At 32.4% G+C, this 22116-nt stretch carries 21 protein-coding genes and 2 pseudogenes; 9 read left to right on the plus strand and 14 right to left on the minus strand.

The window, feature by feature from the left end; translation table 11 throughout:
• Positions 1 to 12 precede the first annotated feature (12 nt).
• Genes J7E44_RS24030 through J7E44_RS24035 form a run of 3 tightly spaced genes read right to left on the minus strand, consistent with a single transcriptional unit; the run spans position 13 to position 1942 of the window.
• Positions 13 to 360, minus strand: a complete 348-nt coding sequence (locus tag J7E44_RS24030; protein ID WP_251040673.1) for a hypothetical protein — start codon at positions 358 to 360, stop codon at positions 13 to 15.
• A complete protein-coding gene (locus J7E44_RS23425; protein WP_251040674.1) occupies positions 333 to 1730 on the minus strand; it encodes a M1 family metallopeptidase in 1398 nt (465 codons plus the stop codon). Before J7E44_RS23425 ends, J7E44_RS24030 begins: the two co-directional genes overlap by 28 nt.
• Positions 1731 to 1738: 8 nt before the next feature.
• Positions 1739 to 1942 (minus strand): hypothetical protein, encoded by a 204-nt coding sequence (locus J7E44_RS24035; protein WP_251040675.1) that lies wholly within the window; start codon positions 1940 to 1942, stop codon positions 1739 to 1741.
• Between the two features lie 532 nt (positions 1943 to 2474).
• On the opposite strand from J7E44_RS24035, the gene J7E44_RS23430 reads away from it, so the two are divergent.
• The 4 genes from J7E44_RS23430 (at position 2475) to J7E44_RS23445 (ending at position 6471) form a co-directional block, all read left to right on the plus strand.
• Positions 2475 to 3482 (plus strand): toll/interleukin-1 receptor domain-containing protein, encoded by a 1008-nt coding sequence (locus J7E44_RS23430; protein ID WP_214834555.1) that lies wholly within the window; start codon positions 2475 to 2477, stop codon positions 3480 to 3482.
• A gap of 131 nt (positions 3483 to 3613) precedes the next feature.
• Positions 3614 to 3877 (plus strand): hypothetical protein, encoded by a 264-nt coding sequence (locus J7E44_RS23435; RefSeq protein ID WP_214834557.1) that lies wholly within the window; start codon positions 3614 to 3616, stop codon positions 3875 to 3877.
• Positions 3878 to 4237: 360 nt separating this feature from the next.
• Positions 4238 to 6232 carry a T9SS type A sorting domain-containing protein gene (locus tag J7E44_RS23440; protein WP_214834558.1) on the plus strand — a complete coding sequence of 665 codons (1995 nt, stop codon included), beginning with the start codon at positions 4238 to 4240 and terminating at the stop codon, positions 6230 to 6232.
• Between the two features lie 5 nt (positions 6233 to 6237).
• Positions 6238 to 6471: an Fjoh_0651 family PID-CTERM protein gene (locus J7E44_RS23445; RefSeq protein WP_214834560.1), complete on the plus strand. Its 234-nt coding sequence runs from the start codon at positions 6238 to 6240 to the stop codon at positions 6469 to 6471.
• 300 nt (positions 6472 to 6771) lie between these two features.
• Here the strand turns inward: J7E44_RS23445 and J7E44_RS23450 are convergent, their stop codons facing one another.
• The 6 genes from J7E44_RS23450 to J7E44_RS24450 all read right to left on the minus strand — a co-directional run bounded on the left by J7E44_RS23450 (position 6772) and on the right by J7E44_RS24450 (position 8388).
• Positions 6772 to 6873: a DUF2158 domain-containing protein gene (locus tag J7E44_RS23450; RefSeq protein ID WP_214834562.1), complete on the minus strand. Its 102-nt coding sequence runs from the start codon at positions 6871 to 6873 to the stop codon at positions 6772 to 6774.
• A gap of 65 nt (positions 6874 to 6938) precedes the next feature.
• The gene (locus tag J7E44_RS23455) at positions 6939 to 7244 is read right to left on the minus strand and encodes a hypothetical protein (RefSeq protein WP_214834563.1); all 306 of its coding nucleotides are present in this window, start codon (positions 7242 to 7244) and stop codon (positions 6939 to 6941) included.
• Positions 7245 to 7264: 20 nt separating this feature from the next.
• Positions 7265 to 7447 (minus strand): hypothetical protein, encoded by a 183-nt coding sequence (locus J7E44_RS23460; RefSeq protein ID WP_214834565.1) that lies wholly within the window; start codon positions 7445 to 7447, stop codon positions 7265 to 7267.
• Between the two features lie 8 nt (positions 7448 to 7455).
• Positions 7456 to 7806, minus strand: coding sequence for a hypothetical protein (locus tag J7E44_RS24440; protein ID WP_214834567.1), 351 nt, complete (start codon positions 7804 to 7806; stop codon positions 7456 to 7458).
• Positions 7807 to 7873: 67 nt separating this feature from the next.
• Complete coding sequence (locus J7E44_RS24445; RefSeq protein WP_214834569.1) at positions 7874 to 8128, minus strand: IS3 family transposase; 255 nt, start codon at positions 8126 to 8128, stop codon at positions 7874 to 7876.
• On the minus strand, positions 8125 to 8388 hold the full coding sequence (locus J7E44_RS24450) for a DDE-type integrase/transposase/recombinase (RefSeq protein ID WP_214834571.1): 264 nt from the start codon (positions 8386 to 8388) through the stop codon (positions 8125 to 8127). Before J7E44_RS24450 ends, J7E44_RS24445 begins: the two co-directional genes overlap by 4 nt.
• A gap of 1262 nt (positions 8389 to 9650) precedes the next feature.
• Here J7E44_RS24450 and J7E44_RS23485 point away from each other — a divergent pair.
• A pseudogene (locus J7E44_RS23485) lies at positions 9651 to 10113 on the plus strand (transposase); the annotation flags it as partial.
• 232 nt (positions 10114 to 10345) lie between these two features.
• Here the strand turns inward: J7E44_RS23485 and J7E44_RS23490 are convergent.
• Positions 10346 to 11359, minus strand: a complete 1014-nt coding sequence (locus J7E44_RS23490) for a hypothetical protein (protein WP_214834573.1) — start codon at positions 11357 to 11359, stop codon at positions 10346 to 10348.
• 1362 nt (positions 11360 to 12721) lie between these two features.
• Here J7E44_RS23490 and J7E44_RS23495 point away from each other — a divergent pair.
• The 4 genes and pseudogenes from J7E44_RS23495 to J7E44_RS23505 all read left to right on the plus strand — a co-directional run bounded on the left by J7E44_RS23495 (position 12722) and on the right by J7E44_RS23505 (position 17363).
• Positions 12722 to 13480 (plus strand): hypothetical protein, encoded by a 759-nt coding sequence (locus J7E44_RS23495; protein ID WP_214834575.1) that lies wholly within the window; start codon positions 12722 to 12724, stop codon positions 13478 to 13480.
• Positions 13481 to 13923: 443 nt separating this feature from the next.
• A complete protein-coding gene (locus J7E44_RS24050) occupies positions 13924 to 14262 on the plus strand; it encodes a hypothetical protein (protein WP_251040676.1) in 339 nt (112 codons plus the stop codon).
• 16 nt (positions 14263 to 14278) lie between these two features.
• Positions 14279 to 15223, plus strand: coding sequence for a DUF3945 domain-containing protein (locus tag J7E44_RS23500; RefSeq protein WP_251040677.1), 945 nt, complete (start codon positions 14279 to 14281; stop codon positions 15221 to 15223).
• 148 nt (positions 15224 to 15371) lie between these two features.
• Positions 15372 to 17363: pseudogene (locus J7E44_RS23505) on the plus strand (type IA DNA topoisomerase).
• Between the two features lie 259 nt (positions 17364 to 17622).
• On the opposite strand, the gene J7E44_RS23510 reads toward J7E44_RS23505, so the two are convergent.
• From J7E44_RS23510 to J7E44_RS23525, 4 genes are all read right to left on the minus strand, one after another.
• The gene (locus J7E44_RS23510) at positions 17623 to 18279 is read right to left on the minus strand and encodes a DUF937 domain-containing protein (protein WP_214834577.1); all 657 of its coding nucleotides are present in this window, start codon (positions 18277 to 18279) and stop codon (positions 17623 to 17625) included.
• Positions 18280 to 18372: 93 nt separating this feature from the next.
• The gene (locus tag J7E44_RS23515) at positions 18373 to 18888 is read right to left on the minus strand and encodes a hypothetical protein (RefSeq protein ID WP_214834594.1); all 516 of its coding nucleotides are present in this window, start codon (positions 18886 to 18888) and stop codon (positions 18373 to 18375) included.
• 158 nt (positions 18889 to 19046) lie between these two features.
• Positions 19047 to 21053, minus strand: a complete 2007-nt coding sequence (gene mobC, locus J7E44_RS23520; RefSeq protein ID WP_214834579.1) for a conjugal transfer protein MobC — start codon at positions 21051 to 21053, stop codon at positions 19047 to 19049.
• A gap of 138 nt (positions 21054 to 21191) precedes the next feature.
• Positions 21192 to 21857, minus strand: coding sequence for a porin family protein (locus J7E44_RS23525; RefSeq protein ID WP_214834581.1), 666 nt, complete (start codon positions 21855 to 21857; stop codon positions 21192 to 21194).
• Positions 21858 to 22116 lie beyond the last annotated feature (259 nt).

The raw sequence follows: 22116 nt of genomic DNA on the forward strand, positions 1-22116 counted from the left end.
ATCTCAATCTTACTATAGTACCATGATATTATTTTCAGGATCAATATCAGGAATTTGATCATCTGGGTCTAATTTAACCTCTTCTATTTCTTTATCTGAATTAACTTTGAGCGTCCATTCTTTATTCTTTTTCCAAACTTCTATAAGAATTTTTAAAATTTTCGTATCTCCATCCTTAAATTTCACTTGGATTATTGTTGGCATAGGTAATTGTCCCAAGTTCTCAACAGTAATTTGCGCTCCATTCTTAAAGTTACCTTTGATATATTCCACGTTTTTTACAGATTGATCAATTTTCCAATTGTTAAAAAACCAACCTCTCCAAAACCAATTCAGTTCCTCTCCTGAAATATTTTCCATTGTATGAAAAAGTCCCATGGTGTAGGATGTTTAAATGCCCAATATCTTATATAAGTTTTAAATGCCTTATCAAATTTTTCAGGTCCTAAAATCAGTTCTCTTAAAATCTTCAATCCAATTCCTGGTTTATGGTAACTCAGTATTCCTACATTATCTATATCCATATTATCTTCACCTACCATTATAGGTTGAAGTTTATTATTCATAAATATATTACCTGCTTGGGCAATATTTTGTTTTTTATGTTGCATTCCTTTATCGGAAGTCTCTCTAAAAAGATCAGTTAAAAATGTATTAAATCCTTCGTCCATCCATGAAAATAATCTTTCGTTCGAGCCTACAATTATTGGAAACCAATTATGTCCAAATTCATGATTCGTAATATCCCTCAGATCTTCACCCTTAGCCCCCCAACTACAAAATACTATTCCAGGATATTCCATCCCGCCTCTGGTTGCTGCTACATTTGTTGCAGAAGGATATACATAATCGTACCATTTCTGAGAATTATGCTCTATAACGGCTTTTGTATATTCTACAGACTTTGCCCATCCTTTTTCCCCTCCACTTTCTGGCGGATACGCAGAAATAGCTATGGCTTTTTTACCTCCAGATAAGTTAATCCTTGCTGCATCTATAACAAATACAGATGAGGAGGCCCACGCAAAATCTCTAGCCTTTTCAATTTTAAATTTCCATGTTTTTGTTCCTGAAGATTTATTTTCACCAAATTCAGCTTCCTGTCGTATGTTTATCGTTTTATCACTATTTTTTGCTCGTTTCCAACGTTTAATCTCTTCATTGTTATACATTTCTTTTTCATTAAGAAGTTTACCGGAAGCAACAACATATTGGTTTGCAGGCACAGTAATATTTGCTTTAATATTACCATATTCCACATAAAATTCAGAAACGCCAAGATAAGGTAAAGTATTCCACCCAGAGACATCATCATACACACACATCCTTGGAAACCACTGCCCAATAGCAAATACTTTTCCTTTAGCTGTCTGCTGTACTCCCATTCTCTCTAATCCAAACTTTGGACAAACAAAGCTATAATCAATTTTTATTCTAGTAACACCACCATTTCCTTTAAGTAGTTTAGGCAGATCTATTTGCATTCTTGTGTCAGAAATAGCATATTTCACATCTTTACCATCCAACTTTACAGCTTGAATTTGATATCCTCCACCAAACTGTCCACCGGTATCCACTGTTTCCGAGGTTGAGTTTATAGCATAATACCGGGATTCTTTAGTGAACACATTCTGATCCAGTTGTAGCCATAGAAAACTTAGTTTATCAGGACTATTATTGGTATATGTAATTTCTGCAGTAGCAGTTATTTCATTATTCTGATCATTCAAAGTAGCATTTAATATGTAATCTGCTGAATTTTGCCAATATGCAGGTCCGGGTTGTCCATTACAGAACGTGTTACAGAACTGATTTGAGGGTAAAAGAAAGGTTTAAATGGCTCTGTATAGTCATACTTTTGTTTGTCCTGAGCATATGAAAGTCCAATATAATTAGTAACAATAACGATCCAAAAAGTAATGAAGAATTTACTATACATCATTTTAATCTAGTATTTGAGTTAATTATTTTACAAAGTAAAGGCTCATAAGATGATTTCAGGTAATGTATAATTACTCTACATTTATATATCTTAGTAGATATTTACCCTAATAAAAAGCATTATTAGAACAGTCTACGAGAATTTTCACTCGGATGACCTGATAACTTTGAACATTTCCATTACTCTTATCGTATTACTTCCAAGAAACTTTATAAAATATGAATACAAAATGTATTTTCTTCGTAATCTCTTGTAAACCTACAGCATACATATAGGAATCTATACAAAATCAATATAGTTTTATATAGATACAAACATAAAATAATTACTACTGTATATATTTTATATAAATTAATAACCTACAATATCATAGATTCGATTCCAAATAATTCTAACCTTCTTAAAAAATGGGTATTGTAATTACTTGAAATTAAATCTTGTTTCTTCCCTTAGAGTAGAAATCTTTGTATTTTATTAAAATTATTAATCCTTATATTTGATAAGCAGAATTTATTTAACAAATAATTCCTAAATGATGAAAATTTTTATATATCATTCTTCAAAAAACAAATACTATGGAGAAGCTTTTGTAGATCTATTAAGAAGTATTGGTTTAAAAGAAACTGAAATTATTTTTACTAGCAATACTGCCTATGGGATACCGGTGGGTCAAAATATTTTTAATTGGTTAAAATCTCAGATAACAGAGAAGCCATTTGTAATCTATTTACTTTCAGAAGAGTATTATCAAAGTATAGCATGTCTGAATGAAATGGGAGCTGCATGGATCATTGAAAATAAGCATGCTGCGATTTTTACGCCTAATTTTAACTTGTCAAGCAAAGAGTTCCAAAGTGGTGCTCTTGATCCTAGAGAAATTGGATTTTACATCAATGATGAAGAAAGAATTTTATCATTTCTATCTTTGATTGCTGAAGATTTTGAAATAACAAAAAATCCGGTTATAATTTCTCAAAATGTAAAAAAATTTATCAAAGTCATAGAGGGAGCACAAAATGAAAAAATACTCCACAAAAATATAATTGAACAGGACTCTATATCAAAAAAAGAACCTACAGAAACACTAACACCTCAATCTTTGGAAGTCAATACCAGGAATGACAGCCCAACTCTTTTGTCAAAATTAAAGGATCTTATTCTCTTAAAAAAATTGAAAGATGAAGAGTTAATCTTACTTCATTATATTATTGATAGAGGCAGATTTTATTTAATGACTGGCTGGCAAGAAATTAATGAAATAGAAAGCATAAAAGAATGGGAAGAGATTAATGATATTAAACCTGTTTTATCTAGAAATTATTCACAAACTTTAAAACGATTTCAAATCAGGGGTTTTATTGAAGTTTCTAATCGTACTAGTTATGGCAATCCAAAAGAATTCAAAGTAAAAGATGAAATTAGCGAAGATTTATTAGATTTAGATGAAAATAGCAAAGAAGAAATAAATAAATGTCTCAATAGAAATTTTGAAGAGCATATACGCCAATCAACCGACTCAACTGATTCATTACCTTTTTAATAGCAAAACAATTTTTCGAAATAATGAGATATAGACCTTACATATGCGATAATTAATTCAATTGCCATTTTAAATTATACTTTGTTGATAAGTTTGTATATTTGAAATATAAGTATTTTTAAGTTGTATATATGAGAAAGAAAAGAAATACCAGAGCATTGAGGAGAACAATTTCTCAAACAAAGGAAGAAAGAATATTGGCTAAATCAGCTAAAGTTGCAGGTTTTGACGCTGGTAGATCTTCACGAGCATTAGGTTTGACTGTTAAAATCATAAAAGATAACGAAATTGTATCCGTACAACCTGATAAAACAGAAAAAGTTGTAAGGGCAATTTATAGATCAACTGTAGACATTTCAAAATTAAGAAAAGGGTTAATTCTTCGTAAAAGATAATATGTCTCAACCAAGATTAAGAATTTTTGCTGGTCCCTAAATTTAAAAATTTAAGGTTTTCTATCTTATGTTTTTTGTACTCATTTCAAGACTATAATATTTTAATCATCCATAGAACACTTTGAATTTCTTGATCATTTGCTCCTTTATAACTAATATGGAGCTCAAATGAATATAATTCCTAACTACAATATCGTAGTGAAAAAACTCTATTTCATTAGTGAAAATACTACACCATTTAAGACTCCCTATAAAAGCATTGTCTCTACATTTGTCTTTCACTTTATGCTCAGTTATCCTGACCATAAAATCTATCAGATATTTGATATTTTAAATTTGTTTAACACAAATATTATACTAATGAGAAAAAGTTTATTTGCTATTGGTCTTTTAGCAATTAGTTATTCTGTTCACGCGCAGATATTATGTCACGTAGACGCTAATGCTAATATGTATGTAAGTAAAGGCACCCTAGTTTATAGTGGTGGAGGTTTACAGATGAAAGGTAACGGAACTATCGAAAATCATGGTAATTTTATGGTTTCAGGTACAGCTACTGATCTTATTAAAACTATTGATGCTTCCAATGCTGACAAAACGGAAGCTAATGGAGGTGGAAATTTTATTAACAAGCTTAACGAACCAACCGCTTACGCATCTGTTAATACTAATAGTTCTGCAGCGACACCCGTTTATACTTATGGACAGTTATTTATTACTGGTGTTCCACAAGCAAACATTACGGGGATAGTAGATGAGGAATTTAGACAAATTCGTCATGGTGATTATCAACAAGTTGGTATGCCTTTCTTTATGAAGACTCCTGTTACTTTGAATGCTGAATTAGGTAAAACGTTTAACGGAGTAAGAAACTCTAAGAATGGAATACTTCACTGGGATAACGCTAAAGTAGAGTGGCATCATTTAGCTAATATAAATGGAATTTTTAAATTCGCAGATGCTGCTTATGCGTATGCCTATTGGATTCTAGGAGGGAATGGACTTGATGTAAGTAATGTTACACGTACTGTAAAAGGACGTCCATTGAGTGACGTAGACATTGCACAAGTAAGTGTGACTTTAAAAAACGCAGGGTCTGCTGTCGACTTCGGCGCTGGTGGTTCTAACAAGAATGAGTACCAGGAGAAATATAATAGCTATATTCAAGATGCTTTTGAATTGGCAGCGGGAGGAGCAGTTTGGACTGGTAATTATGGTAAAAACTGGTATCAGTTTGCTAACCCTTTCCTTACTAATCTTGACTTATCCAAAATTGCATATAATGAACCCGCAGCTAATGGAGATGGTGTAAATCTTGGAAATATTAATGCGGTAAGGTTGGATGTTTCAGGTGTTGTAGCCAATCAAAATGGAACTAGTTCAAATTCTTACAAAGCTATTACATTTAATTCAGGTGTTCCAACAGGGGATCTTGATTACATGATGATAAGACCTATGGTAGCTTTTGCTATCAAACTTAATGACAATAACAATACTGATGTTTTAAATTTCTCTAATTTGAGAAGATTTAACTACTACAGTAGAGATGCAAATACAGATTATAACGTTAATGCAAATAAAAATGCAGCTTATAATACTAAGCAGGGAACTGTAAAGCAATTAGGAGTTATTGCCCTGGATGCCAATGGTGTTGAAATTGGAAGAACTTATTATGTTGTTTATCCTAATGGAACTACTGGAAACTCTTCTGCAGCTAAAACTCAATATGCAGCTTCGACTGCTGATGTTATCGGTACTTTTGAAGAAAGCACTACTGGAGGATATGATTATAATGTCACATCCAAATATTGGTTATATATCAATGAGGCTAATGAAAATGATTTTAAAGGTAAAAATGTAATGTTGGCTACTTACAGTGACAAAATAAAGTCTTTTAAATTTGAAATCAGAGAAAATGCAGAACTTATAAGTAAGGGGGTACATCAGTTATCATCTGGTACTGGTTATTATTATAAGGCTCCTAACGGAACAGTAACAGAAGCAAGACAAGGAGATGTAATTCCTGTTACCGGAACAGGGTACAGCTTATACTATGGAGCACCCAACGATACATCTTCAGCAAGAAACCTTGCTATGGAAGCTGTTAAGCCTACATCAAGAACTAAAGTAGTTTATAGCCCGGATATTACAAATTATATTGTCAGATTTGATCCGGATTGGAAGAAAGCAGATATTCAAGTTTATGATATGAGCGGTAAGCTGGTTATCTCTAAAAAGGCAGTTAATACTTCTACAGATTTTGTAATTGAATTAAATAATTCTATTAAAAATTCTTATGTTGTAAAAATTGTTTCAGATAAGGGAGAAACTGTTAACACTAAAATCTTAAAATAAAATATATGAAAGCTTTGAATAAATTAATATATGGTCTTTTCCTTTTTGCTGTTTTCTTAGTCAATGCACAAGGAAGCTCAGGTCCAGGAGGAGGGCAGCCTCCACAGCCAGGTGATGGTGGTGGGAGTGTAGGTCCGGGAGCTGCTCCAATTGATATGTATGTATATGCATTGTCAATAATAGCAGTCTTACTTATTGTATTTTTTACAAAAAAATATCAAAATTCGGTTAGAATATAATACATTACTATACCATTCTTCTATGAACACCACTCTCTGTTAATCAGAGAGTTTTTTTTATTTCCAAAAATAAATGCAATATAAAATTATGGTAATTATATATTTCTTTACACAAGTTATTTAAATAAAAGAGGACTAAAATTAACTAGTCCTCTTTTTTATATTTTAATATTTAAGAAAATTTAACTGCTCTTACTTCTCTACTTTATTTAATTGAGGTTCTGTAAATTCAGCTTCAACAACTTCATTTTTTTCATTAAACCATTGAACTTTTATTTTATTAATTTCAAGTTCTATTCTTTACATAAAGTAACTTCCAGTTATAACTTCATTAATAGTCATCTCAGGCCCTCCTGATTTAAGAGTTACAATGTCTCCCGCTTTAAAATTTGATTGTGCCATAATTATTAGTTTTAGTTTGTTTAAAAGTATAAAATCTAAATCAAAAAAGAACTAAATCAGTCTGTTTATTTTTCTAATATTTTGATCTTTTGTTTTAAAGAATCCATTTGCTTATTTAACTGTTTTTTTTCTATGACAGATCTATCTTTTTCTTTATTAAGTTTAATATTCCAAATACCAAAGCATATTACGGATATTAAAGAGATAGCTGATATAATAATTGGAATAATTTTATACCAATCTTTTTTTGGCTCTAGGCTTTTTAAATATTTAAAGTGTCCGCCCTTACTTTTTACTTCTCTTCCTTTTTCAGTAAGTACATATACTGCATTACCATGTGGAGGATGCTCAACATAACCAAGTTTTTCCATTACCACCCTAATTTCGCTATTTATACGTATAGCTTTTTTCTTTCCTGAAAATTTGGCTCTAACTTAATTTCATACTCATTAAGATGAAAATAATCAAATTCAGGAAATAATATCATTAGCTTATCAATATATTCATATATTACCTTTGGCTTTTCTTCATCAGAAAAGTATTTAGTGTGTTTATGAGGAACTAGTGCTGCCATAAATAAAATTAAGATTCTTTATCTTTCCTTTTGGGCTTAAAATTCAATACTTTTTTCATATTCAAATTAAACTTTGTTAATTTAAGTACATATTTACCATCAATCAAAGGAATATCATCAATATAGATTATTTTATCTGCTCCAAATACAAAGTACTCATACTTTTCCTTTATATCTTCTACATAAAAATACTCTACATCATCTTTTATAATGTATCTCACATTTTTTTCTTTAAGTGCTTCGCCTAAATGACATAATTCTTTATACTTAGTTCTGATATTTGAATTTGATAACAAATATCTGAATTTTTCTTGGTCTGAGACCTTTCTCAGGTTAAATCTATACACAAATTCATCCACATATTTTTGAAGATGCTTTTTTGAAACTGAACTTGCAATTATTTTTGAGACAAAATTTATATACTCTTTATGCTACATTTTTAGATTGATTAGACATTAAATTTTGATACTCTCTTATGGTTAAATTTCCTAAAGCTGAAATCGAAGATTCGGCGAAGCAATATCTTCTCTGGGTGTTGTAAAATGTTTCTATATATTCAAACACAGAGTTTTTGGCATGGTCTCTAGTTTCATATTTATTTTGATAGACAAGTTCGGTTTTCAGGGTCTTGAAAAAACTCTCCGCTACAGCATTATCATAACAATTTCCTTTTCCGCTCATACTCGGATAATGTTTTTTCCGACTATTGACGTAAATTCTGTGCAGGCATATTGTATCCCTCTGTCCGAATGGAAAATTAAACTATCATGGTCCTGTAAAGGACGGTGAAGCCGTGCCATTTTCAAGGCAGCAATACTGGTGTCCTGAGCCTTCATCGTCTCACTTAATGACCATCCGATAACCTTTCTGTCAAACAAATCAATGACCGTTGTGAGATACAACCAGCCCTGATCTGTTCGGATATAGGTAATATCAGACACCCAGACCTCTTTACTGCTTTTAACCTGAAAATTCTGATTCAGATAATTCTTTGTGAAGCTTTCTCCAATTGACTAAACTTTCTTTGCAGTCCACAATTCTTGAGCTACCGAAGATATATTGCCCCGTTGTTCACTTAAAGATACTGCTTGGATCTTAAATTGACTCCGTCGAATCTTCGATTTCTAGACTGTAATTTTTTCTGATCTTTTTCATACTCTTAAAGTTAAAGAGTATAAGAATTGTGTCCTAACAAAGTTAGCAACTCCAGTTTTTTATGTTTGTGTAAACTTATATATAGTTACCAAAATTATAATTGGTATAGCTGGTATAACCAAACAAAGTTAATAGTAATTATGCATTTGGGGATAAGTAGCTAATGAATTTTAAGGGATGTTTAAATTTTAGGATAGAATACCACACAAAAATTAATAATTAGAATAATATTTTTTATATTAATAATAATTATTTGTTTATATTTGATGTATTGATGAAATAAAAAAACCGGAGTAGGATGAATCTCCGGTTACACACAAATAAATGACAAAAAAATTTTATATTCAAGTAATGTATTGCTTGAATATTATACTTAATTTATCATACAGCTTTGAGAAATATATATAGTTCAATAAGCTTCAATAGTTTGTTCAAATCTAGAACAATAAATAATCAACTTCGACATCATAAAGCAGGAAATCCTGTTTTATATTTGCGAGCTGGAAAAAGTTATAGTTTTTAAAAGTTAATCCTGTTATGAATATAACTTCAAAGCACTGCATATGTACTTTACTTAGCTTTTTTGTCTGGTGTAAAATTAAAAAATACTTCGTAACAACCGTATAAAAACCATGTAGTTTTATATAGCGGTTACTATAAAAGAATCATTATAACTATTTCCTGATCCAGCATACATTTTAATGGCGAGCAATATTTACTACCTCACAGATGACTTTTTAGAACTATCTTTACTCAACTGATGGACATCACAAGTTTTTAATATAATTTAGCATTTACGATATAATAACTCAATTTTTTATCAGAGTTATAATTTAACAGTGATTTGGAACTAATTTTAAGCAATTGTAAAGCATCCTGATTTCTCTTTCTCGCTGAGGACATCAAACCTTGTCATAATCCTTTCCATCCATAAAGAGAATTCTGTCCTGTCAATATTCATAATATCCTGTTATAAAGACCTTATTAAGGTTTTGTGTAAGGAGTTGTAAAAATTTGGTATCATACACTTTTTGCTGACCATTTACAATATCTCATTGTCTTGATGGATGGAATTGTCTTCAAAGTAAGAGAAAGCTCTAAAGTCGTTGATAAAACTGTTTATCTGGCTGTTGGATTAAACCGTGACGGAAAAAAGGAGGTATTGGGAATGTGGCTTGAAAAAAATGAAAGCTCGCCCTTCGGGTTTACGCAGACTATCCGTTCTGTCTTTCCTGAATCTCAAACCCAAATTTGTGATGAGTTGACTGTATTTTTTGAATTTCCTCTCGGGCTACGAAAAATAATATATACAACTAATTTAATTGAAGATCTAAATGGTAAAATCACAAAATATACCAAAAATAAAATGTGTTTTTCCACCGATGATGCTGTAATGAAATCTGTTTATTTAGCTTTAAAAGAAGCTACTAAAAAATGAAAAATACCTATTCAAAATTGGGGATTGTTCTCACCAATTTATGTTTATTTTTGAAAAAAGGCTCAGATTATAAAAATCCAAGCCCTAACTTTTTAACTTACACACTTTGTGGGAAAGTGTCTAGCATATGTAGACTGCAAATTACAAAACTATCTCTTATGAAACACTGCCCTATGCTATAGTATAAATCAGTTCACTTTTTACTGATTTACATTACTACTAAGAAAATTAAATTGTTAGCATAGAGAAAAAGACACATCATTTTTGTTTTGCGCTATAACGAGTCCCCTTCAAAGTAAGAATTGTTATGCTGGGCAGGGAATTAATTTTACCGATTTCTTATTCCCATCATATTTTAACTCTCTTGTATTACCTGTAGTTTTATCACTTTTATAAACTTCTAATCCGTCAATTTTCACTTTCTCTTCAAGAAATTGAGTAAACAACTTTTCAACCACCTCCGAATCATCAAGCTCACTTTCGGATAATTGATCATATGCTCTCCTATACCAACTCTCCCAACCTTTTAAAGTTCCAGGACCTATATTATAATTTCCATCTCCTGAATATTTTAGTATATAATTTCCTTGTGATGTAATTACCATACCAAAAGCATCACTCATTGTTCCGCGAGCTGCTGCATTTCTGACACAAGTTGTTAGGAAAGTAGATATATCGCTAGGTGAAAAAATCTTAACAACTCCATCTTTACTGTCAAGATGAGTATGAATATAACCAAAATATTTTTCGGGAAACTTCAAATTATCATTTGTAGCGTTCGTTAAGTATTCATAATTAACCTGCGTGCCATATGCAGCAGCTACCCCAATTTCTTGATCATTATTAAATATTTCTTGTTTATCTAACTCTGAAACTTTATTTCTAAAAATTTGGTCGGCGTTCTGGATTTTCATCTTTTGACAAGGATTCATGGTGTAATTATCAGTGGATATTTCACCAACTGTATCTCCTTCTGCAAATAATTCAGGATCGTGGCAATCTTCATAAGGTTCACTCCTCCCAGAATTTATTAAGCCTTTAGACCAGACATTAAACTCTCCATATTTTTCATCTATTTTTGATGATTTTTTTATTGTATTTATTGTATGACCATCAATAGTCTCATTATAACTTTCCAGGGCTATCTTAAAACCATTTCCGTAGTTAATTGCTATTTGTTTTTTCGATGAAAATGCTTGAGACTTTTTTGAATATTTTTCCTCTTTCCCAATAAGAAAGTCTACTTCAGAGCTCCAAGAGCTTGTACAAATAACCAATGCTGTCAAAAGCATAAACTGAATAGTTATTTTTTCTTTCATTTTGTTGTTTCTGTTTTTTAGTTTGCTAATAATAGTAGCTTATACATCATTTAAATTAATTTTTAACCTAAGTACATTTCTCACTTACTTCCGGTTGAAAGGATAAGATTTGTGACGGAAAATTCCCACAGAAAACATACAAGCAAATCTTGCTAATGAGATACATAGAACAGCCTTAGATACTGATGTTAGAAGTAACAATATTCACTTCGTTGTCAGTAGCTCCAACTGATGCAGGTCAAAAAAATGGTAGATTAGTTTTAGTAAAAACCTCAAATATGAGGAACGTGAATGTACATGAGATTCAAATATCACAAAAAGTTTATTTACTTTTTTTTTCTAAAATTCCTGAGAATTTGTTGTTTTGTAATTTATCTCTTGCCATAATAGAAAGAAACTTGATACACAACCAACAATTAAATTATTCTAATCATTTTTATAATTTTAATTACTATCTAGCAATTTATTATTCAATAATTGCATTATTATACATTTGTAAAAAAGGCTAAAAAATATTAGTATCTGACAGGTACCATAACAATCCAGATACTTAAAAACTAAAATTCAGATATTAATGTTTTCACTATCTGACCAAAGTATATTTATAATAATAATGTTTTGTTTAAAATTACTTTGCAATAATAACAAGATGTTTACCATATTCCAATGAAAAGAAGTCGTATTATCATTAGCAATCTATAGTTCTTTAACTACGAATAAGAGGAAACTAACCTAAAAAGAGATACCTAGGCTTTTAAAATTTTAGAGTTAAAGAAAGTATTTTTCATCCGGGTCCAATAGATCTTGTACAATTGATAAAGGGTAGAAATGAAAAATAGAATCATCCATTAATTCCTTTCTGGTATATCATTTATATTCCGCTAGCGTATTCTTTTCTACTAAGGTAATGTCGGATTTCGAACTAATCCAAATTTAACGAGTCCCATTAAACTAATGCCAAAGTAGCGTTTGTATATAATTGTTGAAAAATGGTTAGAATTCAATCAGATTACAAACATGTATAGATTCTTGAAACGGAAATGTACCTGCAATACTCTCAAAAACTCAATAGAATTCAACAATATGAGTACTAAATATTTAAATGTAGTAATAATGCTACACTTAATTAAAGATAATACTACGCTATATCAATGAAATATTACAATCATGTTCAATAAATTTATTCTTGAAATTTAATAGAAATATGATGAGCTGTTAAGATTGTATTAAGTTTCAGATCAGCTAATACGCTCAGATTGGAAAAGTACTAGCATTACAACAAGACATAAATGTATTTTGACTTAGTTATGTCCACTTTATTCTATAAAAAATTTAAATACTAATAACCAAAATAGTCAAAAAATGAAAAAAATTAGATTAATTTTCTTGATCATATTATCTCCGACTGTTTCCTTTTCTCAAAGTTCTTTTTATGTAAACCAAACGAAGGATAAAAACTCGCTTACTGTAAAAGGTAATGCTTCGATCGGCAGTAGCTATATAGATATTGTTGCACCACTGAACGGGACAATCATTGAAGGCAAATTAGGTGTGGGGACTAGTAATCCCTTAGAAAAGCTACATGTCAATGGTGAAATTAGGGTAGATGCTACAAAGATTTCTTCAATAAACGGTTCATCGGTGAATTGGGGAAATTTACGTACAGCAGCAGCTTCAGGTTGGCAAATGCCTTTAGGCTGGAGATCTGATAATACTTTAGCTGTTTTGCCTGGGCGATTACAAACCGAAGTCAGTTTATATGCATCAAAAGAGGGTACATTATTAACGGTACCATCCGTTTCCTGGAGAAATGGAACTAACACTAATGATCGTTACGCTCTTAAAATTGAAGGTTTTTTTGATAATAATTGTTCAGCACCAATCAGTGGATTACTGACATTATATATTACTTCACGCCAAATGGCTGTGACTCTTAATAATAAAGAAGTAGGCACAATTACAACTCCTTCTCCAGGTATATATGTATGGACCTCCCCCGGAAGTGCTTGTGGAGGAAACCGTAATTTTACTTATGACAGTAATACAAGAGTATTATCGTATGGAGGCACTGGAGGCAGCACGATATTAAATGGTACTGCTACTTTGTATGGGACTATTTAATCATTTATTCTTTTTATAGATCTGCTTAATTAGTCATAAATTTATTTTAGATTTTTCACCGTTATGTAATGGGATCTTATTAATAATTACAGATGCAATTAATTATTTCCACCTCTTTTCTAATAATTTAGTTTCCGACAATCAAATTTATTTCTTAATCAAACATAATAATTAATTTTAAGTTTTATGGACAGAATAGGATGAGTATTTATTGTCTTTACCTGTAATTTTTTTTCAAAATTTATGTTTTTCTTAGTCCTTCCCCGGAAGGACTTTTATTTGTTACCATCTTAAGATCTTTCTTATATCTATTAAATGCATCCGATTATTAACCTATTTTTTAAAATCACAGTCAAAAAGAGCCAAATTATACCTGCAAATACCTTTTGTATTATATAATATAAAAGACTGCTAAATTCGATACTGAATAAAGATTTAGTATAATGGATAAATTTGAAAATACTCAGTATTCAGATCAGGTTCTGATCAATAATTTAAATGCTTTAGATGCTAAAGACTCCACCGCTGGGGGTGTTAAAAACATAAAAAAAGCAAAATTAAACTTAAATTCCCATTTAGGAAAAAGCGGGAATTCTCTTTTAAGAATTAATAAACAGGGTGATTTCTTCTCCAACTTTTTTTCTAACTTTTTCAGTCAACTTAAAAATCCCTCAGAGTTTTCTTTTCTTAAAGTTTTCTCTACTCATCAAGAAAATTCCACTAATACTTTAAAAACAAAACTACCCAAACCAATCAAAGAATTTATTAATACAACCACATAACAAAAATAACAAACCTATGAGTACTACTACCCTATCATCAGAAAAGGAATATCAATATTCCGCTGAACAAATAGACTGGAATACGATGTCAAAATTTGGCTTAGACCAGGAAAAGCTAGAAAAACTAAATGCCCTTGACCCATTATTAAAAGGCTATAAGACCAACGATCTTATTCCTATTACTATTAAGTTAGGAAATTCGGTCAGTAGGATGGATGTTCGTCTCTCTTTACAAACGAATGATACTGGTGAGGTTTTTGTTAACCTGCATGGTATCAGAAAAGAGCCCACTTTCAATTACCCGTTTTTAGGACATGAATTTACTCCTGAAGATAAGAAAAATCTTTTAGAAAATGGAAATATGGGACGGGTTGTTGATCTTATCAATCCTAAAACCGATGAAATCATTCCTTCGGTCATAAGCAGAGACCGGTTAACCAATGAACTGGTTGCCTATCGTGCCGAGAACATTAAGATCCCTGAGGAAATCAAAGGTGTCAGGTTAGATGAGGCTCAAACACAAACACTCTTAGAAGGCCAATCTCTTTACATTGAAGGAATGGTTTCCAAAAAAGGAGAATCCTTTAATGCTACCTTACAATTTAATGCTGATAAAAAATACGTTGAGTTTTTATTCGACGGATCATATGTTAACCGGCAATCTCATAATAACCAACAGCACCAAAGTCAATCTTTTGAGATTCCAAGAACCTTCAGAGGTAAGGAACTTGATGAAGCGCAGTTTGCTCAATTAAAATTGGGCAACACTATTTATATCGATGGACTTATTGATAAAAAACACCAACCTTATCAAGGTTATATTACGTTTAATAAGGAGACGGGAAAAGTTGATTTCTCATTTCAAGATCCCAACCAGCTTAAAAAACACCTTATTCCTACTGAGGATCATAAAACCCAAGTGGCTGTTAATTCTGACGGGAAAACTAATGAGGGCTACTAAGAATACCAAAGAACCTTTACAAAGGGCACAACAAATACCGAAGAACAAAAAACAACTTGAACAGCAGGAGAACCATAAAGTTCCTGTTAAATCACGAGGCCGGAAAATTTAGAATAAAAGCCACATAACATTCAAATAAAAGATTATTATGAAAGTTGTACTAACAGAAAAGCCTAGTGTGGCAAGAGAAATTGCATTACTACTGGGTGCATCTGAAAAAAAAGACGGTTATTTTAGTGGTAATGGCTACTGTGTTACCTGGACATTTGGACATTTGATTACACTAGGAATGCCTGAAGATTATAGTATTTCAGATTTTAACAAAAACATGCTTCCAATACTCCCTAACCCTTATTTTTTAACCATTAGAAAAGCCAAAAAAGAAAAAGCTTTTGTTACCGATAAAGATGCTTTAAACCGGATAAAAGTACTAGATCAGCTTTTTAATCAGTGTGACAGTATTATTGTTGCAACAGATGCGGGACCTGAAGGCGAGCTTATTTTCAGATATATCTACCAATATCTGAAATGCAAAAAACCTTTTAAACGTTTATGGATCAGTTCCCTTACTGAAAAATCTCTTAAGAAGGGTTTTGACAACTTAAAGCCGGGAGATCAGTTTGATGGATTATATTACGCTGCTGAGTGCAGAAACAGAGCTGACTGGATTGTCGGTTTAAATTCTACACAGGCATTGACCATTACCACGGGGAAAGACATTTATTCACTGGGAAGAATACAAACTCCTACCCTGTCATTAATTTGTCAAAAGTCTTTTGACAAACAAGCTGGATAACAAAAGAAAGCAGACGATTTACTGAAATCCATTGAAAGAAACGGGAATACTGCAACGATCACCTTTATTACAAAGAAAGAAATTACAGAAAATCCACCTGTGCTTTTTAATCTGACGGACTTACAAAAGGAGGCCAATAAAAAATTGAACTTTTCTGCCCAAGAAACCCTGAACATTGCTCAGGGTTTATACGAGAAGAAGTTTATTACTTATCCCCGCCCTGGAAGTAAATATATTTCTGAAAATTTGTGGACTGAAATTCCAGATCTTATAAGATCACTTAAGGAAAGAGAAAACTGCAAAAACGCGATAGCCAGTGTTATATGGGGAAATTTCAATAAAAGTATTGTAAATGAACTAAAAGCTACCGATCATCATGGACTCTTAACCACAGAAAAGATTCCATCTGCACTATCAGCAAAAGAAAATGCTCTATATGATTTGATTGCTTTTAGATTGCTGGAAGCAGTTTCCCAATCGTGTATAAAGGAGGTCACCGAAGTGGGCTTGCAATCATTACATTACGAATTCATCACAAAAGGATCTCGGATTCTTCAACCAGGCTGGCGTGCCATTCGAGGGAACTTTTTTGATGACCTTGAATACCTGCAGGATCTTCCGGAATTAAAAGAGGGTACTGAAATCAAAATTAAAGCCTCCAATCTACAAGAAAGAAAAACTCAACCCCCAACATTATATACAGAGGCTGGAATTATTTCAGCCATGGAAACTGCAGGAAGAAATATTGACAATGTTCAAGAAAAGAGTACAATAAAAAATATGAGCATCGGTACTCCGGCTACAAGAGCTTCTGTCATTGAAACGTTGTTAAGCAAAAACTATATTCGACGGGATAATAATTCGCTGATTCCCACAGAGAAAGAAATACAGTTATATGAAGTGGTCAAAGACAAAAAAATTGCGGATGTGGCAATGATGGCCGGGTGGGAATTGGCTATGAATAAAATTCAAAATAATAAGCTCAATTTCCAAGGTTTTCAAAAACAAATTAAGGTCCATACAGTAGCAATTACCAAAGAATTGCTTTCATTAAAAATTACCCAACCTGAACTTCATAATATTATTTGTCCAAAATGTAAAAAGCAGCAACTACTCATACTTGACAAAATCATTAGATGTCCTGATGAAGTATGCAGCTGGATACAAGTCAGAAATATCTGTGGAGTCCGAATTGGTATACCAGACATAAAGAGTCTTGTCACCGATGGCAAAACCACTTTAATTAAAGAGATGAAAATAAAATCCGGAAAGGAATTTAATGCTTACATTGTTTTAAGAGAGGATAATAAAACTACATTTGAATTTGAAAAAGGCAGCAAATAGCAATGCTGTTTTGTCTTTATATTTCTCAAAAATGAGAACTAATAATTCAAATAGAGTCTCTTCTTTGATAAACTCCGAAGCTAATGTAAAAGATCCTTCCCATATGCCATACAGGAGGGATACATCTGACTTGCTTCATCTCTAAATTTTATCTGGCGGTGTAAACTACTAAAAAAACAATTATTACTTTATTATAATAAATATATTAAACTCTTAGCAATTAAGCTAAGAGTTTGGTTTGTTATATTGAATAAATTAATTATTTACCTCCAAAGATATTACCAAGGAAGCTACCTAAGCCACTTCCGTTTTGTTGTCCGTTTCCACTTCCACCACCCAATACACTTCCCAGTATATCAGTTAATGGATTTCCTGAGGACTGGGTCTCTCCTCCCATAACACTTCTGAGAATATCATTGATTGGATGAGATTCCTGATTTTGAACTTGGTTTGAAGCACTTCCAAGGATTCCTCCCAAAAGATCTCCCAGCCCACCTGCACCTACATTATTTTGTTGCTTTTGCTGACCAATGAACCCCATCACAACAGGGGCAAGCATTGAAAGGGTGGGTCCTATTTTGTCTACTGAAATCCCTGTGTTTTGTGAGAGGTGGTTTTCAACGTCGCTTCTTTGTCCTCCGAAGATGTGATCAAGAATAGATCCTCCTTCAGCCTGTCTTGCTTCAACCCCTGAAGGGTCATTTAAAATATTTCCGTTATGATCTTTATCCAGAGCATTATTTAGGGCTTCTGCTTCTTTAGCATCCTTGGATTTATTTCTAAGATGAGAAATAATAAGAGGGGTTGCTACTGCTAATAGGGCAATCACCTGATTTTTGCTGATCCCGAATTTATTTCCAGCCTGCTCAGCAACCTGGTTACTGGTGCCTCCTGTAAGTAAGTCAAGTAAACTCATTGTATATTTATTTAGATATTAGTATATTAAAATTATTAAAAATATGCCATTCAAAATGGCCTGCCCCTCTTTTAGGGGTTGTCTTAACTTCTATTACTGTCTCTTAATATAGGTTTTGTTTCCGTTTTTATTGATGTAATATTTACCACCTCTGGGACCTGTCAATATTTCTTCACCATTAGGACCTTTTAAACTCCGGTCTATGGTAGGTTTATAATCTTTTGTAGAGTTTACGTTTGAAACATTTGGCCTGTTAACAGTTTGAATCGGTTCCGATGTTGCCACTGTCTTTTCTTTTGCACTGCTGTAACGTTTATCTGGTGTACCGTCCTTCTTTAACTTAACACTACTTGTATTTGAAGTTGTTGATACTTGAGGTGCATACCGTTTATCCGGTGTACCATCTTTCTTTAACCTTGTACTTGGGACCGCGGTAACTTTATCTGAAGTAGCCGCCGAGACCTTAGAAGTATAACGTTTATCCGGCGTGCCATCTTTTTTCAGCTTAACAGCAGTTGCTGTTTCTTTTTTAGCTGTTGTAATTGTTTGTGCAATACTTAAATTAACACAGAAGGTCATAATGCCTATCAATAATACTAGTTTTCTCATGGTTTTTTATTTAGGTTTTAAAATTCGTTTTCATTATAAATTATAAAGTTTCAGTGACAACTTAATTTTCTTATTCTAGACATATCAAAAAATAATTAATGATCCATTAACTTAAAAATACTTTAAACACCGCTGATTTTTAATAATTCCATTGTTTTCTAACAATTATTACTATCTAACAAATACTGAAGTTCCGGATCATTATTAATACGATCCATTTCAGCTGTTACGATGTTATTTATATCTCTTTTTATTTGTTTGTAATTACCATCAATTACCTGTCTCATTGTATCCTCACCTTTTTCAGTATTAAAAGATAAAATATCGGGTATCTTCTGATACGCTTTGGTTTCTGCAGAAGCCTTTATATTATCTACAACAATTTCGCAATGAAACATTTTTTGATCTATTCGTTCACCATAGTTATCGGATATAGCTCCGACAAAAATCCCCTGTGTAAGTGTAGAAATCTTGGAAGCAGGTATTAAGCTATCTAATTGTGTGGATATGGAAGTTGAAGTATCATTTCGATTAATGGTTATGCTCTGACGCTTTTGTAGGATTTTACCAAAACGTTCCGAAAGGCTTTTCGCGGTCTCTCCCACTACCTGACCGCTAAAAATATTTCCTACGGTATTTTGGATCACCTTACTTTCCTTATCACCATAATCACGCGTCAATTGAGAATAGTCTTGAAACCCCAGACAAACGGCTACTTTATTACTTCTGGCAGTGGCGATAAGATTATCCAATCCCCTAAAATATATCGTTGGTAATTCATCAATAATAATCGAACTTTTTAGCCGCCCTTTCTTATTGATCAATTTTACAATTCTCGAATTATATAACCCCAATGCAGCCGAATAGATATTCTGCCTGTCCGGGTTATTTCCGACACATAATATTTTAGGTTCTTTTGGGTTATTGATATCTAATGAAAAATCATCACCTGTCATTACCCAATACAAACTTGGAGATATCATCCTCGACAGAGGTATTTTGGCCGAAGCGATCTGTCCCTGTAGCTGATCCTGAGCTCCACCCTGCCAGGCATCCATAAAAGGAGAAAGATAATTTTCCAGCTCAGGATAAGAAGTCAATATCGTAAATACCTCTGAATATTTTTTGTTTAAAAGTTCAATGGCATGGGGAAACGTACAGTATCTACCATTCTCATATATTTTTAAAAACCATATGATGGCTGCTAAAAGAATGATGGGGCTTTCTACAAAAAAATCACCTTGTTTCTGTATCCAACTTCGGTTCAGGTTTAACATAATGGTATATGCTGCTTCATAAGCATCTGAAATATCCGTCATAAAATCAGGATTTAAGGGGTTACAGCGATGACTTTTTCTAGGGTCATCAAAATTAATGACATAAAACTGCGGTTTGATTATATATTTATCCTGATGCTTCAATAAATGATTATAGGCTATGGTTGAAAGATCATCGAATTTGAAATCATAGATGTACATTGAGAATCCTTTTTCAATCTGCTGTTTAATATAATTGTTGATAACAGCATATGATTTTCCGGATCCGGGTGTACCTAATAGTATGGTTGCCCTGAATGGATTAACAATATTGATCCATCCGTTATTCCATTTCCCTTTATAATAGAACTTCGTAGGCAGGTTAATAGAATACTCATTTTCCATCAGTTTGGTTTCCTGCATAAAACTTTCATTTTCGTTATTAAAAACATCTGCCATCAGGTTATTTTTAAGTAACCGGCTCATCCATACCCCAGCCATTAACAAGGCAATATACCCTAAAGAGATACTTAGTATGTATAAGAATGTCCCTATATTTGTTGATACATTGAGCAGATGAATATTCACGAAGAACAATGCTATACCAGAACCTAGAACCCAATAAATCTTAGACCAGGTGATCTTCTCATTTTTCACACCTTTTGTTCCTAAACAGCTTAAAGCCAATAAGACCAAAGCAAAAACTTTGGTATAGATGGGATGAGAAAACAGTCCTGCAGTTCTTTGGAAATTTTGTAGTATTTTATTGATAATTTCCAGGGTCCATCCTCTTGCAAGAAAAAATCCATAACAATACCTGTATAAGTGCATGAGCAGCATAAGAATACTTACTGCTCTCATCAACGCCATGATTTTAGCTAATCCTCTTAAATCGTCCTCTCCTTGCATTTTCTAACATTTATTATTTGGTTACGAATATAAATCCTGGAAAACTCTTTTTTTCTAAAGAAGAAACTATTGACTTTATGTGGCTTTATTTGGCGTCAGATCAATCTTTCAGTTTTTAGAACTCTTCATATAGAATATTTATTTGAATATGTAATTTAAAGTAAGTGCTATAACCTGTTCAGACTTTTTGCTATCGGTACCTCCTGCTTCTTTTGCGAGGCCCGGATACGTATTTGAAAGTCCAAAATCATATTTTAAAGCTAATTCCAGTTGTCTTTTATAGCTATACCCTATCCCTAATCCAAGACCAAAATTAAAGCCTTTAGCTTTTCCATTTACTAAAGGATTTGTGGAATTAACATCAGGATCATAATAAGGTCTGCTATGAGGTGCATTTCTAACGTTCTGACTAATTAAAAAATTGAATCTTGGGCCAATTAATCCAAAAAACTCTGAAGCTTCTTCAGAAAAATATCCTTTAAGATAAAGAGGTACACTAAGATAATTATTGGCGTATACTGCATCATAACCATCTCTACCTTTAAGATCACGTTCTTTTCCTGTTTCTCCTGCACCATAGAATAATAATTCAGGCTGTATAAAGAATTGATTTGTTTTTTCTATGGAAATCAAAGCTAAAGCTCCTATTTGACCTGTATACCGGGGTCCTGACGGGTTATGTGCATTGGCTACTCGCGAATAGTTTGCTCCTCCAGTTACACCGAATCTTATGCTATTCCATTGGATCTGTCCAAAGGATAGAGCAGAAAAGGTTAAAGTGGAGATTAATAAGATTTTTTTCATATGTTTTGTATTATAATTTTAGTGATAGTCGAACGAATACCTCTGATCTGTATGCAGAAATTGATTTAATAAGATCCGGTAAAAATATAACCACACCGGATCTTAAACATGAAAACTAAGACAAACCAGTCTCTAGTGTATAAACATGATACACTGAAGTACTCTTTAAAGAGTACTCAAACTTAAAAAAGATATTTTTCATATTCTGCTTAATGGTAATAATATTATCACTAACGGACTGTAGTTTTTTAACTAATGG

The sequence above is a fragment of the Chryseobacterium sp. ISL-6 genome, from assembly GCF_018613715.1.
Lineage (GTDB): Bacteria > Bacteroidota > Bacteroidia > Flavobacteriales > Weeksellaceae > Chryseobacterium > Chryseobacterium paludis.

Bases quoted from the DNA above. Each gene is read 5' to 3' on its own strand.
- J7E44_RS24445 (WP_214834569.1), bottom strand. From the start codon at position 8,128: ATGAGCGGAAAAGGAAATTGTTATGATAATGCTGTAGCGGAGAGTTTT.
- J7E44_RS23490 (WP_214834573.1), bottom strand. From the start codon at position 11,359: ATGAAAGAAAAAATAACTATTCAGTTTATGCTTTTGACAGCATTGGTT.
- J7E44_RS23440 (WP_214834558.1), top strand. From the start codon at position 4,238: ATGAGAAAAAGTTTATTTGCTATTGGTCTTTTAGCAATTAGTTATTCT.
- J7E44_RS23435 (WP_214834557.1), top strand. From the start codon at position 3,614: ATGAGAAAGAAAAGAAATACCAGAGCATTGAGGAGAACAATTTCTCAA.
- J7E44_RS23510 (WP_214834577.1), bottom strand. From the start codon at position 18,279: ATGAGTTTACTTGACTTACTTACAGGAGGCACCAGTAACCAGGTTGCT.
- J7E44_RS24050 (WP_251040676.1), top strand. From the start codon at position 13,924: ATGGATAAATTTGAAAATACTCAGTATTCAGATCAGGTTCTGATCAAT.
- mobC (WP_214834579.1), bottom strand. From the start codon at position 21,053: ATGCAAGGAGAGGACGATTTAAGAGGATTAGCTAAAATCATGGCGTTG.
- J7E44_RS23430 (WP_214834555.1), top strand. From the start codon at position 2,475: ATGATGAAAATTTTTATATATCATTCTTCAAAAAACAAATACTATGGA.
- J7E44_RS24030 (WP_251040673.1), bottom strand. From the start codon at position 360: ATGGAAAATATTTCAGGAGAGGAACTGAATTGGTTTTGGAGAGGTTGG.
- J7E44_RS23455 (WP_214834563.1), bottom strand. From the start codon at position 7,244: ATGGAAAAACTTGGTTATGTTGAGCATCCTCCACATGGTAATGCAGTA.
- J7E44_RS23515 (WP_214834594.1), bottom strand. From the start codon at position 18,888: ATGAGAAAACTAGTATTATTGATAGGCATTATGACCTTCTGTGTTAAT.
- J7E44_RS24035 (WP_251040675.1), bottom strand. From the start codon at position 1,942: ATGATGTATAGTAAATTCTTCATTACTTTTTGGATCGTTATTGTTACT.
- J7E44_RS23450 (WP_214834562.1), bottom strand. From the start codon at position 6,873: ATGGCACAATCAAATTTTAAAGCGGGAGACATTGTAACTCTTAAATCA.
- J7E44_RS23500 (WP_251040677.1), top strand. From the start codon at position 14,279: ATGAGTACTACTACCCTATCATCAGAAAAGGAATATCAATATTCCGCT.
- J7E44_RS23525 (WP_214834581.1), bottom strand. From the start codon at position 21,857: ATGAAAAAAATCTTATTAATCTCCACTTTAACCTTTTCTGCTCTATCC.
- J7E44_RS23495 (WP_214834575.1), top strand. From the start codon at position 12,722: ATGAAAAAAATTAGATTAATTTTCTTGATCATATTATCTCCGACTGTT.
- J7E44_RS23460 (WP_214834565.1), bottom strand. From the start codon at position 7,447: ATGGCAGCACTAGTTCCTCATAAACACACTAAATACTTTTCTGATGAA.
- J7E44_RS23445 (WP_214834560.1), top strand. From the start codon at position 6,238: ATGAAAGCTTTGAATAAATTAATATATGGTCTTTTCCTTTTTGCTGTT.